This window comes from Aliicoccus persicus, from assembly GCF_900110815.1.
Taxonomy (GTDB): Bacteria; Bacillota; Bacilli; order Staphylococcales; family Salinicoccaceae; genus Aliicoccus; species Aliicoccus persicus.
In genome coordinates, this window is the sequence record NZ_FOIT01000007.1 from 85,978 (window position 1) to 102,477 (window position 16,500).

At 40.8% G+C, this 16,500-nt stretch carries 21 protein-coding genes, 1 pseudogene and 2 riboswitches; of the genes and pseudogenes, 6 read left to right on the top strand and 16 right to left on the bottom strand.

Annotated elements, in window-relative coordinates; genetic code table 11:
• Positions 1–28 precede the first annotated feature (28 nt).
• From BMW30_RS09790 to BMW30_RS09800, 3 genes are all read right to left on the bottom strand, one after another.
• Positions 29–685: a hypothetical protein gene (locus BMW30_RS09790; RefSeq protein ID WP_091476574.1), complete on the bottom strand. Its 657-nt coding sequence runs from the start codon at positions 683–685 to the stop codon at positions 29–31.
• Between the two features lie 105 nt (positions 686–790).
• Positions 791–1,573: a formate/nitrite transporter family protein gene (locus tag BMW30_RS09795; protein ID WP_091476579.1), complete on the bottom strand. Its 783-nt coding sequence runs from the start codon at positions 1,571–1,573 to the stop codon at positions 791–793.
• 250 nt (positions 1,574–1,823) lie between these two features.
• Complete coding sequence (locus BMW30_RS09800) at positions 1,824–3,959, bottom strand: ATP-dependent Clp protease ATP-binding subunit (protein WP_091476584.1); 2,136 nt, start codon at positions 3,957–3,959, stop codon at positions 1,824–1,826.
• A 330-nt stretch (positions 3,960–4,289) separates the two neighbouring features.
• On the opposite strand from BMW30_RS09800, the gene BMW30_RS09805 reads away from it, so the two are divergent.
• The 3 genes from BMW30_RS09805 to BMW30_RS09815 all read left to right on the top strand — a co-directional run bounded on the left by BMW30_RS09805 (position 4,290) and on the right by BMW30_RS09815 (position 6,326).
• The gene (locus tag BMW30_RS09805; protein WP_091476587.1) at positions 4,290–4,826 is read left to right on the top strand and encodes a hypothetical protein; all 537 of its coding nucleotides are present in this window, start codon (positions 4,290–4,292) and stop codon (positions 4,824–4,826) included.
• A gap of 89 nt (positions 4,827–4,915) precedes the next feature.
• Positions 4,916–5,965, top strand: coding sequence for a 2,3-butanediol dehydrogenase (locus tag BMW30_RS09810; RefSeq protein WP_091476589.1), 1,050 nt, complete (start codon positions 4,916–4,918; stop codon positions 5,963–5,965).
• Positions 5,966–6,053: 88 nt separating this feature from the next.
• Complete coding sequence (locus BMW30_RS09815; protein ID WP_091476592.1) at positions 6,054–6,326, top strand: helix-turn-helix domain-containing protein; 273 nt, start codon at positions 6,054–6,056, stop codon at positions 6,324–6,326.
• A 301-nt stretch (positions 6,327–6,627) separates the two neighbouring features.
• Here BMW30_RS09815 and BMW30_RS10775 read toward each other — a convergent pair whose 3' ends face one another.
• Positions 6,628–6,930, bottom strand: a complete 303-nt coding sequence (locus tag BMW30_RS10775) for a CPBP family glutamic-type intramembrane protease (protein WP_245705683.1) — start codon at positions 6,928–6,930, stop codon at positions 6,628–6,630.
• 239 nt (positions 6,931–7,169) lie between these two features.
• On the opposite strand from BMW30_RS10775, the gene BMW30_RS09825 reads away from it, so the two are divergent.
• Positions 7,170–7,385: a helix-turn-helix transcriptional regulator gene (locus BMW30_RS09825; RefSeq protein WP_091476594.1), complete on the top strand. Its 216-nt coding sequence runs from the start codon at positions 7,170–7,172 to the stop codon at positions 7,383–7,385.
• Complete coding sequence (locus BMW30_RS09830; RefSeq protein ID WP_091476600.1) at positions 7,375–7,758, top strand: hypothetical protein; 384 nt, start codon at positions 7,375–7,377, stop codon at positions 7,756–7,758. Before BMW30_RS09825 ends, BMW30_RS09830 begins: the two co-directional genes overlap by 11 nt.
• 29 nt (positions 7,759–7,787) lie before the next feature.
• Here the strand turns inward: BMW30_RS09830 and BMW30_RS09835 are convergent, their stop codons facing one another.
• From BMW30_RS09835 to BMW30_RS09895, 12 genes and pseudogenes are all read right to left on the bottom strand, one after another.
• On the bottom strand, positions 7,788–8,093 hold the full coding sequence (locus BMW30_RS09835) for a DMT family transporter (RefSeq protein ID WP_245705684.1): 306 nt from the start codon (positions 8,091–8,093) through the stop codon (positions 7,788–7,790).
• Positions 8,094–8,105: 12 nt separating this feature from the next.
• Positions 8,106–8,435: a DMT family transporter gene (locus BMW30_RS09840; protein WP_091476604.1), complete on the bottom strand. Its 330-nt coding sequence runs from the start codon at positions 8,433–8,435 to the stop codon at positions 8,106–8,108.
• Between the two features lie 48 nt (positions 8,436–8,483).
• Positions 8,484–8,583, bottom strand: a riboswitch (guanidine-I (ykkC/yxkD leader).
• A gap of 39 nt (positions 8,584–8,622) precedes the next feature.
• Positions 8,623–9,814 (bottom strand): annotated as a pseudogene (locus tag BMW30_RS09845) (MFS transporter).
• Positions 9,815–10,040: 226 nt separating this feature from the next.
• Complete coding sequence (locus BMW30_RS09855; protein ID WP_180366288.1) at positions 10,041–10,490, bottom strand: GNAT family N-acetyltransferase; 450 nt, start codon at positions 10,488–10,490, stop codon at positions 10,041–10,043.
• Positions 10,491–10,697: 207 nt separating this feature from the next.
• Complete coding sequence (locus BMW30_RS09860) at positions 10,698–11,015, bottom strand: DMT family transporter (protein WP_091476617.1); 318 nt, start codon at positions 11,013–11,015, stop codon at positions 10,698–10,700.
• Positions 11,012–11,347 carry a DMT family transporter gene (locus BMW30_RS09865; RefSeq protein WP_143249027.1) on the bottom strand — a complete coding sequence of 112 codons (336 nt, stop codon included), beginning with the start codon at positions 11,345–11,347 and terminating at the stop codon, positions 11,012–11,014. Before BMW30_RS09865 ends, BMW30_RS09860 begins: the two co-directional genes overlap by 4 nt.
• 50 nt (positions 11,348–11,397) lie before the next feature.
• A riboswitch (guanidine-I (ykkC/yxkD leader) is annotated at positions 11,398–11,492 on the bottom strand.
• A gap of 40 nt (positions 11,493–11,532) precedes the next feature.
• Complete coding sequence (locus BMW30_RS09870; RefSeq protein ID WP_091476621.1) at positions 11,533–12,786, bottom strand: MFS transporter; 1,254 nt, start codon at positions 12,784–12,786, stop codon at positions 11,533–11,535.
• Positions 12,787–12,811: 25 nt separating this feature from the next.
• Positions 12,812–13,573, bottom strand: coding sequence for an ABC transporter permease (locus BMW30_RS09875; RefSeq protein ID WP_091476624.1), 762 nt, complete (start codon positions 13,571–13,573; stop codon positions 12,812–12,814).
• On the bottom strand, positions 13,573–14,445 hold the full coding sequence (locus tag BMW30_RS09880) for an ABC transporter ATP-binding protein (RefSeq protein WP_091476626.1): 873 nt from the start codon (positions 14,443–14,445) through the stop codon (positions 13,573–13,575). Before BMW30_RS09880 ends, BMW30_RS09875 begins: the two co-directional genes overlap by 1 nt.
• Positions 14,442–14,648: a PLDc N-terminal domain-containing protein gene (locus tag BMW30_RS09885; RefSeq protein ID WP_091476629.1), complete on the bottom strand. Its 207-nt coding sequence runs from the start codon at positions 14,646–14,648 to the stop codon at positions 14,442–14,444. The genes BMW30_RS09880 and BMW30_RS09885 overlap by 4 nt, the downstream gene beginning before the upstream one ends.
• 148 nt (positions 14,649–14,796) lie before the next feature.
• A complete protein-coding gene (locus tag BMW30_RS09890; RefSeq protein ID WP_091476630.1) occupies positions 14,797–15,006 on the bottom strand; it encodes a helix-turn-helix domain-containing protein in 210 nt (69 codons plus the stop codon).
• Between the two features lie 9 nt (positions 15,007–15,015).
• Positions 15,016–15,666, bottom strand: coding sequence for a DUF2975 domain-containing protein (locus BMW30_RS09895; protein ID WP_091476633.1), 651 nt, complete (start codon positions 15,664–15,666; stop codon positions 15,016–15,018).
• A 305-nt stretch (positions 15,667–15,971) separates the two neighbouring features.
• Between BMW30_RS09895 and BMW30_RS09900 the strand changes: the two genes are divergently transcribed.
• Positions 15,972–16,352, top strand: a complete 381-nt coding sequence (locus BMW30_RS09900) for a hypothetical protein (RefSeq protein WP_091476638.1) — start codon at positions 15,972–15,974, stop codon at positions 16,350–16,352.
• Positions 16,353–16,500: the final 148 nt, after the last annotated feature.

Here is a 16,500-nt window from a genome sequence, read left to right on the forward strand (position 1 = left end):
TTGATATGAACTGATGGACACTTTTTAACTACTTTTTTAATTCAATTTTTTCGGCAGCTTTCTCGACGATTTTATACACTGGTACATCTATGTCATCCAAGCTTCTCGCAACTTCAGAAACAATGAACACACCCGTGTCAAAATCTGTTGCCCTATCTTGGAAAAAGTGACCTTCTACAAATATATTTTCTGTTTTCGCATAGCTTAGCGATAAATCCCCTTCAGTTTCCACCAAATATGCATGCGCCGCTGGTTCATACTCATTGATTTTCTTAGGAAATTCTTTTTTATATGAAACAACATGTAATTCAACATCCGGTTTACTTCGCATTAATTCGTCAACAAAAGCTTGCCCGAGCACTTTATTCTCTTCCTCATCACTAAGATTTGCAAACACTACATGCTCATTTTCTTGCTCATCAATAAATGAATTTACGATTCTGTAAAAATCAGATACATCGTCATACTCTTCAATATTATACGTCTCAACTTGATTCAAAATAGATAATACTTGTGTCTCTGCCAGGGCTAATTTTAATGTGTGATTATACTCAGCATGCGCATCCATCACAAACAAAACGTTTAATTTGGATTTAAACGCTTCCGCAATTTTTACGCCTCTTTCAATTGTTGAATTGTTGTAACTTCTCTGATTTAAAATAACTAAAACATTTTCACCAGTCATGATAATCCCCTTATGTTTTTATAGGGTACATTCCCTATTACGGTAAAGATTAATCACTTTTAAATTCACTTGTCGCAGTTTAATGAATCTAAATACCACATCACGCTACTCTTTCGTCAAGAAGTGTAGTGTAGCAGCAGTAAATACTAAGCCCGCAGCAAAGTTAGCAAGTGTGACTGGTATTTGGTTCCAAACCCACCACTCACCAATCGTGATATCAGCACCAAGCATGATTCCAGCAGGAATGACAAACATGTTTACAACCGCGTGTTCAAAACCATGTCCAAAGAATATAAAGACCGGTAGCCACATTGCAGCAATCTTTCCGACTGTGGCAGTTGAAGTGTTAGCCATAACAGCACCCATCGTCACCATCCAGTTACAGAGTAATGCTTTCACAATCACGATAATCATACCGTCAGATCCGAGCGCTTGATATGCAACAGTCTTACTCTCAGCAACTGCAATGATTTGTTCTATTAAGGCAGAATCAGATACATGACCAAGCTGTGTGACATAAAGTACATAAAGAAAAGCATAGAAAACAGCACCCATCAAGTTTCCTAAAAATGCCCAAGTAAAGTTCCTCATGATTAGCGGTACCGTCGTCTTGTTTCTAAAACGTGCCATTGGTAGCATCGCAAAACTACCTGTGACGAGTTCTAGATTGAGCAGTAGTACCATTACAAATCCGACCGGGAAAACAACCGCTCCGATAATGTCTAATCCAGTCTGTGTTGATGCAGTATACGCTAAAGTGGTCGCATAGCCTAAAAACACACCGGAAAGCATACCTGATATAATGATTCGCATGATTGATAATCGCGACTTTTTGCCACCCGCTTCTGCCATATTAGCTACGACCTGATTTGGTTTTACATAATCCACTTTTCGCACTCCTCACGAACGCCCTATTTTATTTAAATTTTACATAATTTCATTCAAAATCTTTGTGATTCCAATCACGTAATACTTGTGCAAATAAAAAAGACACCGTCCTTAGGGGTGTCTTAACGATTCGTTATTCTATTTAGAGAAGCTCGTTATTTTTCATAACACACCTCTTTAGAGCAACATATATATTACATCCTTCATAATAAAAAAGCTGACACAATGATGTGCCAGCCCTAAACTTATATTACGATACGCGTTCTACGACAATTGCTTCATCAACCACTTTCGCGATGACTTTATCGAGTGTATCTTCTTCTAACATTAGATCTGTCAATTGGTCTTCAATTGTATCTTGGATAACACGGCGCAGCGGTCTTGCACCAAAGCGTTTGTCGTAACCCATCTTCACTAATTTTTCTTTTGCTTCTTGTGTGATTTCGAGGTCAATGTCATTTTCTTTAACGACGTCGTTCAACTCACCTAGCATTAAATCAACAATCACAAGTAAGTTTTCTTCAGACAATTCATTAAAGTTAATGATTGCATCGAATCTATTTAAGAATTCTGGCTTGAAGTAATCACTTAAGATTTCAAGCGATGCAACTGCGTCACTTTCATCTTGTCCGAATCCCATGCTTGCATTGCTGATACCAGTACCAGCGTTACTCGTCATGATGATTACTGTTTCTTTAAAGCTAACAGTTCGATCATGTGAATCTGTTAAATGTCCATCTTCCATGATTTGTAGGAACATATTTTGCACATCCGGATGTGCTTTTTCGATCTCATCGAGCAAGATGATGTTGTAAGGATTACGTCTTACTTGTTCCGTTAACTGTCCCGCTTCTTCATGGCCAACATAACCTGGTGGTGATCCGATAATTTTAGATACGCTGTGTTTCTCCATGTACTCACTCATATCGAGTCGAATCAATGATTCACGTGTTCCGAACAGCTCTTCAGCAAGTGCTTTCGTCAACTCTGTCTTACCGACACCCGTTGGTCCAACAAATAGGAACGAACCAATTGGACGGTATTTAGATTTCAGTCCAGCTCTTGAACGACGGATTGCTTTCGCAACTTTACCAACGGCTTCTTCTTGTCCGATTACTTTCGAACCAAGATTGTCTTCGATTTCACGCATCTTCGATTGCTCATCTGCTTGCATCTTCGTCACAGGAATACCTGTTTTCTCTTCTACAATCAATTGAACGTCAGATACATCAACGTCGATGACCTTCTCTTCAGCACCTTGAGATTTCTCTAATTGCTTCTCAAGCTGGTTCTCTTGGTAGCGAAGGTTCGCTGCTTTTTCATAATCTTCCGTATCCGCTGCGGCTAGTTTCTCCGCACGTACTTTTTCAAGCTGTACTTCGATTGAATCCGAATCATTTTCAGCATTTGCTAAGTTCATTCTTGAACCGACCTCATCCATTAGGTCAATCGCTTTATCTGGTAAGAATCGATCTTGAATGTAACGGTCTGATAATGTCACAAACGCTTTAATGACATCATCTGAGTACTTCACATCATGGAACTTTTCATATCTATCTTTAATACCATTTAAAATTTGTTCTGTCTGACTAAGCGTTGGTTCCTTAACAGTGATCGGTTGCAAGCGACGTTCAAGTGCTGCATCCTTTTCGATTTGACGATACTCACTCAGCGTCGTCGCACCAATTAACTGCACTTCACCACGAGCAAGTGCAGGTTTCAAAATGTTCCCGGCATCCATCTTCGAACTCTCAGCCGTACCCGCACCAACGATTAAATGGATTTCATCGATAAAGAGAATCACATCATCACGCTGTTTAACCTCTTCGATTAATTGCTTCATACGCTCTTCGAATTGACCACGAATACCCGTGTTCGCTACAAGAGAAGCAACATCTAACATGTAGACTTCTTTGTTCATCAGTTTCGTCGGAACATTGCCTTCGACAATATTACGCGCTAAACCTTCAGCGATTGCTGTTTTACCAACACCCGGCTCACCGATGAGCACAGGATTATTCTTGTTACGTCTGTTTAAGATTTCAATTGTACGCTTCACTTCATTATCACGGCCGATGACCGGATCAATGAGATTTTGACGCGATTTATCTGTTAAGTTCGTACCAAGTTCATCTAGAAGACCCGGTGCCTCTTGTTCTTTCACTTGCGTACCTGCAGCGGATCTTTGACCACCGTTTGCTTGATTAAATTGATTGAAATCGTTGAAATTATTGCTATTACCACCAAATAAATTGTTTGGATTCATTGTTTGAGATTTTACTTGATGGAAGCAAGCATTACATAAATGTACTTGCATCTTCTTGTTGTTGACATTCATCGCTAAATTCACATTTGCTTCGTTCATACCACAATTTTGACATTTCATAAGTAAGTGCCTCCAGTTATTTGTTTAATTTAGTCATTTGGTGATAGTTTCCTTGTTTTTTTGACTTTGACTATCTTTGACTATAATTATATTATACATGGAATTTTGAGAAAATCAATCGTTACGCTCATGGTATATTTGATACTGAAAAACCTCTCTATAAAGCACTTTGTAGTTGCTTTTATTATTTAAAATAAAATAAAAACAGAACATCTTAACGACAAAGTTAAGATATTCTGTCAAAAAAAGAGGCGACCGTCGCAACAGCCCACCTCAAGTGTATTCCGCAGATATACACAGCTATTTATTAATTTTGGAATAGATCCAGATTTGTCTGCAATTAAAGAAGCTAAACAGGTTGATAAAAATTCATCGATCACTTGGATTCATGCTGCTTCTGAAAAGTTACATGAAATTGAAGAAAAGATTGACGTCATCACTATGCTCACAAACGTTTCTCAGGAAATTACAGATAAAAGTGAGTGGTTGCAAACGCTTCAAGATTGCTATGATGCATTAGATGAAAACGGCAAACTCATTTTTGATGGTCGGAATTTTTACGAGCAAGGTTGGCTAAATTGGACGAAAGGAAACACCATTCAAAATATAACATTGGAGAGTGGTGAGCCAGCCAAGCATTGGTATCAATTGTATGACGCTCAAGATGAGTTGATACGTTTTAATACAACCATTGAATCAGATTCAAAAAAAATTGTGCATGACAGTACGATTATTTTTAGAACAAAAAAAGAAACGATTCACGATTTGAAATCTGTTGGATTTAAAAGTACTGAAGTCTTTGGAGATTGGAAGAACGAAGTTGGAAATGATGAACATAAAGAATTTTTATTTGTTGCTACGAAATAAGAGAGCAAATCTCATTAAATATGATATAATAAATATGTATTATCATGAATATCACCATCAAAAAATCTATTAATAGGAGGATTTTAGTTATGAGAGCAGCAGTATTCCATGGTTTAAAAGACATTCGTGTCGAGGAAGTTGAAGTACCTGAAGTAAGCGCAGGCAAAGTAAAGGTGAAAGTCGCTTGGGCTGGTATTTGTGGTAGTGACTTACACGAATATAATGCAGGTCCAATTTTTATCCCGACTGAAGATAATCCACTCACTGGTGAAAAAGCACCACTTACAATGGGTCATGAGTTTAGTGGAGTTGTCGAAGAAGTCGGTGACGATGTAGATGGTATTAATGTTGGAGATAAGGTTGCAATTAACCCATTAATCACAGGTGGTTTAAGCGATAAACCCCTTGTTGATATGTACAAAGGATTTACTTTCGTTGGACTAGGTTCAAATGGTGGATTTGCAGATTTTGTTGTGGTTGATAAAAAGAATGTTGTGAAACTTAAAAAAGATACTCCATTAGAAGTCGGTGCACTTGTTGAACCTGCAGCTGTTGCATTACAAGCTGTCCGTGAATCTGAAATGGAGTTTGCAGATAGCGTAGCAGTATACGGTGCAGGTCCAATTGGATTACTTACAGTCATTGCAGCAAGAGCAGCTGGTGCAAAAGATATCTTCGTCTTTGACTTAAGTGATACGCGCTTAGCAAAAGCAAAAGAAGTTGGAGCAACTCACACTGTTAACTCTGGTAATGAAGATCCAATCAAATACATTCAACAGTATTATCCAGATGGTGTTGACCGTACATTTGAAGTTGCTGGTGTTCCAATAACAGTAGAACAGGCAATCGGTTCAACGCGTGCGCGTGGTATGGTAACGATTGTTTCAATCTTTGAAAAGCCAATGGAGTTTAATCCAATGCTGTTAACTGCAAGTGGTGTCAGAATTGCTTCTACACTTGCTTATGAACCGGACATTTTCGAAGCAACGGTGAAGATGTTAGAAAGCGGACAAATCGATGCAAGACCAGTTATTACAGACCGAATTGACCTTGAAAACATTGTAGAATCAGGTTTCGAACAACTGATCAACGACAAGACACAAGCTAAAATTCTTGTGAAGTTAAGTGGAGATCAGTAATTTAATAATTTAAAACCCGCCGGATTTTGATATGCTCCCCCTAAAGTAGACACTTAAAAAAGTAAACTACTTTAGGGGGAGTTTTCTCTTGAAATCAAACATAAGGTATTCAACGAATGAACTGATTGAATACATCGAGTTATATTTAGATGGCACTTCATTTCGAGCACTCCGTGAAGATTATGAGCTAGATTTAAACGAATCAACCTTCCGACTCTATCTAGATAAATACTTGAAGCATGGGACGACTGGATTACTGAAGCAACAAAGGAATCGCAACTATTCAAAAGCATTCAAACATCAAGTGGTTCAAGAATACTTCAATAGTAATTTGTCCTACAAAGGTCTCTCTGTTAAATAAGCATATCAAATTTCGGTGTTAGTGCGTGCGAATCGTGACTATGAGCTACTCTCATTGGCACGAAAACATACTAATCGTGACTATGAGCAACTCACAAGGTCCCGAAAACGGGCTAATCAGGACTCTGTGCAACTCACAAGGTCCCGAAAACGGGCTAATCGGGACTCTGTGCAACTCACAAGGTCCCGATTAGGCCTGTTTTTTCCCAATTACACCCACCCAACTGACAAAAAGAATATCGACAGGCGGTGCGTAACGGTAGCTGGCAACAATCCGTATCTATAATAGATGAACGCACACATTAAACCTTCCACAGCGTAAAGAGTAACACCAAAAATCCTAAGTCCGTTACTGTGATTGCGAGAAATGTATGCCCTACAGCAAACAATAAACCCGATAACACAATCGCATGCAATGGTTTCACGAATTTGTGCATATGTTCTTGAAACATATTACGGAACACTACTTCTTCGAGCGAGGTCACTGCCAAGACCAGCAATATAAATCCACTGTCTATGAACCGCAGCCACATCGTATTTTCGGTGATGCCAAATTCCCACAGGCCTGCTGGTGTCATTGCATCGCGCATTAGAATGAATCCCATTACTAAAACGACTACCCTAAACAGAATGAATCCTTGGAATGAGTGCAACGAGTAACCCGATCAGTACTAGTCCAGGCAAGAGACGCAGCGTGTAGTTAAATAGTAGTTCCATGGACGCTCCCTCATAGTTATGAATTTGTTTAATTTTATAACAAAATTTATGTAAAGAACCCTTTACAATTTGACAGAACTGTTTTATTATAAATGTAAAGAGACATTTACATTCAGAGGGTGATAAAATGTCAGTAACCAACAAAGTTCGAGAATTACGTAAAGCACGAGGGATTACGCAGTTAAAACTCGCAGAGGACTTACGTGTGACGCGTCAGACACTCACAGCGATTGAGAACAACAAGTATAATCCGAGCTTGGAGCTTGCATTAAAAATTGTGAGATATTTTGATTTGAATATCGAGGAAATCTTTATATTGGAGGATGAACGTAATGAAGAATAGTAAATATTCAAAATGGACATTAACCTTTGGAGCAGTTGGTGCAATCATCGGCTTGATGCTCTCACAGTTTATCAATTTTAATTTCCCTGGAATGCTGGGCGGACTAACAGCGGGTGTGATACTCATTCTTATCAACATTATTATTGTAATGAGAAAATCTGATAACACACCAGAATACGATGAGCGTATCATCAATAATATAAAAAATTACTACTTTTATGCATCTTTGGTTTTTATTGGTACTGCGTTTGTACTGCTTAGCGTATTGATGATAATGGAGATTGAAATGATTGCCGTTACAACGATTTTCATTGCGTTTTTCATCTATTTTGCTATTACGGGTCTGGGTGCAATGATTGTCCGCAGAAGATAGAAATAACCGCCAATAATCTGGCGGTTATTTTATCCCGTAGCCAGCCTTAACCCAACCACAGCAATCACTATAAAACTTAAATACATGATTCTTTTTATCGATGCGGAATCTCCGTAAAACACGATGCCCAAGAATACACTTCCGACAGTACCCATGCCTGTCCAAACGGCATACGCAACGCCGAGATCAATCGTCTGCATTGCGAGACCGAGCAGCAAAAGACTGGAACTAAATCCAAAAACAATTTCAAGCACACCTGAAACACGGTGGCCCTGGGTAAAGCGTTGAATACCATTCACACCCACGACTTCAAGAAATCCTCCGACGATCAGCATAAACCAATCCATTTATTTAACCGTCCTTTCGGGCGTCTTTTCTGTTTCATCTTTAAGTCCTAATATGCCAACGAGTAACAACAGGATAAAAAACAATACGCTGAACTGAAAATTAAGCTCAAAAAATATGAGGTCGATGAAAACTGTTCCAACCGTTCCGAGTCCTACGAACACTGCATAAACCGTACTCGTTGGTAGCTTAATCGATGTATAAATAAGTAAACTGAAACATGCGATGATCGCGATGACAGTGAGTGTCCATGTTGTAAAATCGTGTGCATACTTATGGCCTGTCGCCCATGCCACTTCAAATATTGCTGCGACTACGACCAATAACCACATAGATATGCCTCCTAAAAAATTAAAAACCCGAGAAAATAGCATATGCTACTCTCCCAGGCTTTTGTCCTTCCGTGTACAATGCGGGCGCTCGCATTGCGTTTTCTCTTGGACCAGACCTCAAGTGAGCGGAACCCTAGAAAACTTCGTATTCAATTCATTTTCACTATAGCACTTACGATTTTTTGTTTCAATGCACGCGACTTTTCCTTGCACCGCGTATGACTACCGGTATCAGTAAGAGTGAGAATAACCCGCCGGCGAATGAAAGCATTTCAAAGCTCGCACCTGCAACAACCATACCGGACATCGCGCTGCCGGACGCACCACCGAGCGCTATAAACACATCGGTGGTCCCCTGCATTTTCGCACGCTCGGTCGGCTTTGTAGCGTCAACAATGAGTGCCGTTCCACTGATCAGTCCAAAGTTCCAACCAAGCCCAAGTAAAATTAACGCAAGCGAGATAAAGAACAGCGATTCCCCTGGTGCTGAGAACGCAACGAGTCCTGCTGCGAAGAGCGTAACACCGCCTGCCACTGCCATCTTAATTCTGCCGATTTTATCGACTAAAATACCCGTAATTGGCGACGGCATATACATCGCGGCGATGTGGAATCCGATGACAAGCCCAACCGCTTGGAGCGAGTGTCCGTGATGGCCCATATGTATCGGTGTCATCGTCATGATTGCGAGCATGACGATTTGCGTGAGCACCATGATGAATGCACCCGTGATGACAACCGGGCGGTTCGTCTCTTTTATTTCAGGTGTGGTGTCGGTATCATCATGAGGCGTCTCTGAATTGAGCGCCACATAAAGCGGATCCGGGCGCATTAAGAACCATAAGACGAGACCTGCTGTAATAAATGCGAATGCTGATAAAATGAAAGGCCCCGCAAGTTCCGGCACGCCGATTGATGCAGCAAAGTCACCCATGACACCGACCAGGTTCGGTCCAGCCACAGCACCAAACGTTGTCGCAAACATCGCGATGCTCCGGCGGGAAAATAATTAGCAATATCGTTTGTGAAAGCGGCAAAATTATTCCTGCCCCGACCGCTTGTAATAGTCGTGAGAAAATGAGTACTTCAAACGTCGGTGACCAACCACCAATGAGCGTACCAATCGCTAGAAAAAGCAATGCAATGATGAGCAGCCATTTCGTTGAATATGTATTCGACAAGTAAGCACTCATCGGGATGAAAATTATTGATGTAAGTAAATATGCTGTTGTTAACCATTGCACTTCTGTTGCGTTGATGTCGAACTCTGCCATAATCGATGGATAAGCAGTGATCAGTAAGAATTGTATGAAGGCAAATAGGAACGTCGATGCAGTGACGACGATGATTATGCCATTATGTCCAAATTTTCTAGCCATTGTTACTGTACTCCTTATGTTTATCTAGTTACACTTTATCAAATCGCGGCTTTTGTGTGGTGGATTGGTATTTTGGATTGGTATTTTGGATTGGTCTTGTAGGTTTGCGTGATTATGAGCGATCTCATGGGCGCGCAAATCCGAATTTAACCGCCAAAGCCCCAAAAACAAACTCATAACCCGCATCAAGATCCACAACAAAACCCCTCACAGGAGGGGTTTTTATCTACAACTCGTATGTCAGCACCAACTGGTCTTTGGCTTGGATGCCATTTTCCCAGATCGGCGTTTCGTAATGGTTCAAAAAATGATTTCTGTTAATATCCGTAATTCTAAATCCACTTTTCTGATACAACGCCAGCTGGTTGATGCTGGAGTTCGCTGTCGCAATATCCACATGATTCACGTCTAACTCACGCGAGTAATCCACAGCTTTTCGCATCAATTCTTTCGCAATGCCACGTCCACGATGACTCTCTCGAACTGAGACGTTCATGATCTCTGTGTACGTTTCGTCATGCTGCTTCAATACGATGACGCCAACGATTTCATCACCATCTTCATAAATAAAAATGGTGCTATTTACTAAGTATCCTTCGACTTGTCCACGCGATGGGTCTGCGACGAGCAGCAATTCCATCACTTCTTCATTTACCTGTTCAATCGTTTTGATCATCATAAAAACTCCCTTCAACTCTTTTTTTGTTCTACCAAAGGCGAGTATCTTCGCACACGATAATTCTTGTTGCGGGAATTAAAGCGCCGCTCAATTAGCAACACTTCGCTTGATTCATAAATTTTTTTACCATGATAAAAAAGCTCCCAAATATAGGGAATAGCTTTATTATAACAGAAAATCAGCGAATACTTGATGATTTTTTATCTATGCCGTCACTAAACGCAGTCCGATGACAGCGACCACAATCAGGCTGACATAAAATATCCGCTTCACAGACGCACTATCTCCATAGAGTACGATGCCGAGTATCACACTGCCGACCGTACCCATCCCGGTCCATACGGCATACGAGACGCCGAGTGGTATTGATCCCATCGCTACGCCGAGTAAGAATAGGCTCGCTGAAAATCCAAGTACCATAACAATGAGCCCACTGATACGATTCCCTTGGGAGAATCGCTGAATACCATTGACACCAACGACTTCTAAGAGACCCGCAATAATTAAAATAACCCAACTCATAGCGGACTCTCCTTTTTCACATCATCATCGGTCACTGTTTTCAGTCCTAATATTCCGACAAGTAACAACAAGATAAAGAACACAATACCGAAGCTAAAATCAAGCTCAAAAAAGATAAAGTCTATGAGGACTGTACCGACTGTGCCCAGTCCGACGAATACCGCATACACTGTACTCGTTGGTAATTTTGTTCCCGCATATACTAACAAACCGAAACTCACGATAATGGCAATGGCAGTCAGTGACCACGTCGTGAAGTCATTGGCATATTTAAGCCCAGTTGCCCATCCAATTTCAAAAATTGCTGCGATTACAACAAGTATCCACATCATTATTCCCCCAATTCAAAAATAAAAAGCCCGGCAGAGATAGCAATTTGCTATTCTCCCAGGCTTTTGTCCTTCCGTGTACAGTGTTGCCACTGCGTTTTCTCTCGGACCTGACCTCATTTCGAGCGGAACCCTAGAAAACTTCGTTATTTAATTCTTTTTAAATGTAGCACATCGATTTTCTAAGTTCAATTTTGACGCATTTGTTTTGTACCACGGAGTACGATTGGAATGAGCAATAACGAGAACACGCCACCCGCAAGTGACAGCAATTCGAAACTTGCACCAGCGACGACCATTCCACTCATCGCTGAACCCGAAGCGCCACCGAGGGCAATGAAGACGTCCACTGTACCTTGCAATTTCGCACGCGTCGTCGGTTCTGTTGCATCGACAATCAATGCGGTACCACTGATGAGACCAAAGTTCCAGCCGAGACCGAGCAAGATGAGTGCAATTGTAATCCAGAAGAGTGATTCTCCCGGTGCTAAAAATGCAACAACACCTGCACCAAGCAGCGTGACGCCACCCATCATTGCCATCATTTTTCTGCCGATTTTATCGACTAAAATTCCTGTAATTGGAGAAGGCATATACATCGCTGCGATGTGAAAACCTATGACGAGTCCGACAGATTCGAGTGGGTGCCCATGGTGTCCCATATGGATCGGTGTCATCGTCATGATCGCGAGCATGACGATCTGCGTCATGACCATGATAATTGCACCCGTAATAACGAGTCGATGATTCGTTTCTGTTCGCTCTGAAATATCGTCATTTGTCGCAACATTTTTTTCATTGTAAGCAAGTGCCACAAAAAGAGGATCCGGTCGCATTAATATGAGGAGCACAATCCCCGCTAAAGTAAATGCAACTGCAGATAAAATAAACGGTCCCGCGAGTGCAGGCACCCCGAGAGATTCGGCAAAGTCACCCATGACACCGACTAAATTCGGTCCTGCGACTGCACCAAACGTCGTAGCAAACATCGCGATGCTGACTGCTGTCCCACGCTGTTTTTTTGTTGCAAGATCAGTTCCGGCATAGCGTGCTTGTAAATTCGTTGCTGTCCCTGACCCGTAAATAAACATTGCAATAAATAGGAGTGGGATATTATGTATAACGGCAGCAAGCACAACAAGTGCTGCACCCATTCCACCGGTAATGAATCCGAGGGAAAGTCCGAGGCGGCGGCCGAAACGATTTGACATTCGTCCGACAATTAACGCGGCCGCCGCTGACCCTAATGTGAAGAGCGCTGCCGGCAATCCTGTCACGGATTCATCACCCATCATGTCGCCTGCAAGCAACGCACCGACAGTGATGCCGGCAGCGAGCCCCGCTCCACCGAATACTTGGGATAGCATAACAATGATCAATGTACGTTTATATAATTTTTCTTTTTTCTCTTGTGTCACATGAATCGCATCCGTTTGACTCATGCCACCACCACCATTTCTTTTTACATTAGGAAACTTCCATTTTCTTAAACCGTATGATTGTCAGCACGTACATCACTATCGTTGCCACGAGCGTGACACCAAGCGCTCTGTAAAGCGTGTCAAAATCGAATGATCCTTCAAGGAGCGCAACGTTATGACTGATGATATAGTTCGGTAACCATTCCGCAATATCAGGATGAATGGCGAGCAACATAAACGCAAACAGAATGACGAGTACAGCACTCAATACGACGATGAAGTTTTTAAACAATACTGAAGCGAATAAAATCAGACTGATTAAAAATACACCGAAGAACCAACTGGTGAACAGTGCACCAAACAACTGGTTAAGCGGTTCATCCCAGTAAAATATTGTGTAGAAATATGTCAGCGTTGCTGCAATCGCGTAAGCAACCGTCCAGACAATTAGCAAAAACAATGCCTTCGTATGAATAACAATTGAACGGCTCAACCCTTTTGTGAGCAAGTTAATCAATGTACCTCTTGAGAATTCAACTGTTAACACACTGCCAAAAAGGATGATGAAGATAAGCAGTCCCAGCTGGTTCAAATTGGAGTAAAACTGTGCAAATGAATCATATGCGGTTGGTTCCGGCAGTGTGAATCCCCGCATTTCTTCCTCTAACACAGACCCCAGAATCTCTGGTGTTAACAGCGCAACGAGCGGACTCATAATACCCAGGATAGCAAACACAATGAGCAAGGCAACAAATTTAAAGCTCTTCCATGCTTGTGTCCATTCTTTCTTGAACATTGCATTAAACATTACGTCACCTCCAAGTAAACATCTTCAAGTGACGGTCGTGCTTGTTCAATGTGAATCGGATAGATTTTATGTTCATTTAATTGCTTGTATAATGCCTCAAGTTCAATATCAGGAATATAGAACATCCCTTCACGAGATTCTACAGTAAATACAGTGTTTAATTTTTCCACGTCCGACTCTTGAACCGTTACGAGCACCCCGCTCGGTGGTAACTTATCCGTTTTTAAATCGAGCTCCCGTATGATATGACCATCTTTCAAAATTCCAACGCGGTCACTGATTTGCTCGACATCACTTAATATGTGTGTAGAGAAAATAACGGTCGTCTCTGATTTGATTGATTTTAAAATACCTAAAATATCTCGACGCCCTTTCGGATCAAGCGCTGACGTCGGCTCATCGCAAATGAGCAGCTTCGGCTGGTTAATCAAGGCCTGCGCCACACCGAGACGCTGTTTCATACCACGAGAATACCCTTTGATCTTCGTATCAACGTCGCTCAAGCCGACTAATTCCAACAACGCCTCAATTCGCGCCGCACTTTTATCTTTTGTAATATTTGTAATTTCAGCACATAATTTCAAATATTCACGCGCGTTCATAAACGGATAAAATTCAGGTACATCCGGGAGATACCCGACATGACGATTTGTCTTCGTCTCACCAAATGTCACAGGTTCGCCACATACAAAAACATCACCGGCATCGATTTTTAACAGGCCTAAAATCATCCGCATCGTCGTCGTTTTACCTTCACCGTTGCCACCGATGAAGCCATAAATCTCGTTTTCTTTCACAGAGAAAGAAACATCTGTAAGCACCGTCTTGTCACCAAAACTTTTCTTTAGATTGTTCACTTCTAGTATGTTCATGTCCGTTTCTCCAATACAAAGTAGAGTATTGGGCCGATTAAATTGAATAGAACAATAATCAGTGCCCAGAGTAGCTTGTTCATATAGCGGACTTGATTTTGTCGGATCAACATGATGAGTGCAGTTAATGAGAGTAAGACTTGCAATCCAATCAATGGGATTAAAAACGGTAAATAGGCTTGAATTTCATCGAAGACTTCCATGTGATTTACTCCTTAATTAAGATGAAATAATATTATCATATCCGTATGTAATTACATCAATTTTATTTTACCACTGATTGTAAATAGATGGAAAAGAAAAAAAGCACATTAATCTCTACGCATAGAGATTAATGTGCTCAACATATCATTATTCTTCACCCGGCACATATTCCAATATGTCGCCTGGTTGGCATTCGAGTACTTGGCATATCGCTTCCAATGTGGAGAAGCGAATTGCCTTGACCTTTCCGGTCTTCAAGTTTGATAAGTTAACAACGGACACGCCGACTTCTTCTGCAAGTTGATTCAACTGCATCTTCCTATCTGCGAGCATCCGGTCTAATCTTACAATTATCATCCTAATCACCTACACCGTCTGATCATATTCATTTTGTAAATATGTTCCATATTTAAACACTCTGCCAATCATCCATACGAGCACACCGATGAACAACATTACAACATCGATTGAGAAACTGTACGTAATCATATCACTGAAGTCGAACAGCACATCAGTAAAGTGTGACATGATTTCAGGGTTCGATTCAAAGAAGTCAACTGCCATATAACTTCCAGCTAATTCTTGAACACCGTACCAAATGCTAAGCGTAATGATTGTGTATCCGACATACTCAACATATTTGCTGTTTTTCTCATCGAAGAAGTTACCATCTTTCAAGTTCTTTAACCAACGATTGATGAAAATTGTAATCGAGATTAAAAGAAACATTACGACCATGCTTGAAAGCATAACGAGAATAATTGGCAATTGGTTGATGACTAAGTTCTCTGTGACTTCATTCGATAAAAGCCCGAACTGTTCGAGTTCGACTGTGAGCTCTGTAAACGGCACATTTTTAATCAAATTAACAATTGAATCCGATGCGACGAGTACAACGATAATTCCGATTACAATCCCCACAACTGCTAACGATAAAATGACAATCGGAATAAATGACAGCACGTAGAAAAGTGAGACGAATCTGTTAAATTGTTTTTCTGCTTTTACTGGTTCCATGATTGAAACCTCCCATACAAAATGTTTAAAATTTTTTACTTACACGTTTTCAAGGTCTTAGTGTGTCAATAAAGTAGGTACCTTTTACTTTATAGTCATACTTTAACACCTAATTTTATGAATTGCAACAAATATTTAATGTTTAACGTTAAATATTTTATGATACTTGACAGAAATGCTGTTATGATAAGGTTTTTAAAAGACAATTTATTAGTATATTTACAATGATTTATTATAAAATAAGCTACTGACGTGGGTTTTATTCTTCAGAACGAACGGAGATTGTCACACAAAGGGGTGTCATAATGAAGATTACAAACAACAAAGAGTTAGGAAAAGCATTAAAAAATAAAGAAGAGTCGATCTTGATCGAAGGAGATTTGGCGAATAAAGTGATTCGCATTAAAGCGACCGGGAAACTTGCATGGGGAATTACGATCGCAGCGATTTCTACATCCGTTGCAGCAATATTGTTAAAGACATCAAGTGGTGGTTTAGCTACACCGATCACATCCGCTGCTATATTTACTTCTGCACCAGCGGCGATTGCAGTACTCGGCCCCGCTGCTGCAAAATCAGCAATTGTCATCGCGATTTCAGGCGGCGGCGTTGGTGTCCTTCATGCATTACGTAAATACGAAGTCATCGAGCAAGGTGCTAAACTTTTAAAACTAAAAAAGAAATAACTCAACATGTACGAGCGATTGCATCCTTTAAGAGAGGGAGCCGGTCTTTTTGTGTTGGGTGACCTGTGGGAGTGTTCGGCAGATCGGAAATATAACCTGACACACACTTTACGTTCCAATGAGACTTGATCACAGACACGCAGATTGA

What these genes read in the sequence shown, in the direction of transcription:
- BMW30_RS09790 (WP_091476574.1), bottom strand. Translation starts at nt 685, where the DNA reads ATGACTGGTGAAAATGTTTTAGTTATTTTAAATCAGAGAAGTTACAAC.
- BMW30_RS09800 (WP_091476584.1), bottom strand. Translation starts at nt 3,959, where the DNA reads ATGAAATGTCAAAATTGTGGTATGAACGAAGCAAATGTGAATTTAGCG.
- BMW30_RS09810 (WP_091476589.1), top strand. Translation starts at nt 4,916, where the DNA reads ATGAGAGCAGCAGTATTCCATGGTTTAAAAGACATTCGTGTCGAGGAA.
- BMW30_RS10775 (WP_245705683.1), bottom strand. Translation starts at nt 6,930, where the DNA reads ATGGGATTCATTCTAATGCGCGATGCAATGACACCAGCAGGCCTGTGG.
- BMW30_RS09825 (WP_091476594.1), top strand. Translation starts at nt 7,170, where the DNA reads ATGTCAGTAACCAACAAAGTTCGAGAATTACGTAAAGCACGAGGGATT.
- BMW30_RS09830 (WP_091476600.1), top strand. Translation starts at nt 7,375, where the DNA reads ATGAAGAATAGTAAATATTCAAAATGGACATTAACCTTTGGAGCAGTT.
- BMW30_RS09835 (WP_245705684.1), bottom strand. Translation starts at nt 8,093, where the DNA reads ATGCTGATCGTCGGAGGATTTCTTGAAGTCGTGGGTGTGAATGGTATT.
- BMW30_RS09840 (WP_091476604.1), bottom strand. Translation starts at nt 8,435, where the DNA reads ATGTGGTTATTGGTCGTAGTCGCAGCAATATTTGAAGTGGCATGGGCG.
- BMW30_RS09855 (WP_180366288.1), bottom strand. Translation starts at nt 10,490, where the DNA reads ATGATCAAAACGATTGAACAGGTAAATGAAGAAGTGATGGAATTGCTG.
- BMW30_RS09860 (WP_091476617.1), bottom strand. Translation starts at nt 11,015, where the DNA reads ATGAGTTGGGTTATTTTAATTATTGCGGGTCTCTTAGAAGTCGTTGGT.
- BMW30_RS09865 (WP_143249027.1), bottom strand. Translation starts at nt 11,347, where the DNA reads ATGATGTGGATACTTGTTGTAATCGCAGCAATTTTTGAAATTGGATGG.
- BMW30_RS09870 (WP_091476621.1), bottom strand. Translation starts at nt 12,786, where the DNA reads ATGAGTCAAACGGATGCGATTCATGTGACACAAGAGAAAAAAGAAAAA.
- BMW30_RS09875 (WP_091476624.1), bottom strand. Translation starts at nt 13,573, where the DNA reads ATGTTTAATGCAATGTTCAAGAAAGAATGGACACAAGCATGGAAGAGC.
- BMW30_RS09880 (WP_091476626.1), bottom strand. Translation starts at nt 14,445, where the DNA reads ATGAACATACTAGAAGTGAACAATCTAAAGAAAAGTTTTGGTGACAAG.
- BMW30_RS09885 (WP_091476629.1), bottom strand. Translation starts at nt 14,648, where the DNA reads ATGGAAGTCTTCGATGAAATTCAAGCCTATTTACCGTTTTTAATCCCA.
- BMW30_RS09890 (WP_091476630.1), bottom strand. Translation starts at nt 15,006, where the DNA reads ATGATAATTGTAAGATTAGACCGGATGCTCGCAGATAGGAAGATGCAG.
- BMW30_RS09895 (WP_091476633.1), bottom strand. Translation starts at nt 15,666, where the DNA reads ATGGAACCAGTAAAAGCAGAAAAACAATTTAACAGATTCGTCTCACTT.
- BMW30_RS09900 (WP_091476638.1), top strand. Translation starts at nt 15,972, where the DNA reads ATGAAGATTACAAACAACAAAGAGTTAGGAAAAGCATTAAAAAATAAA.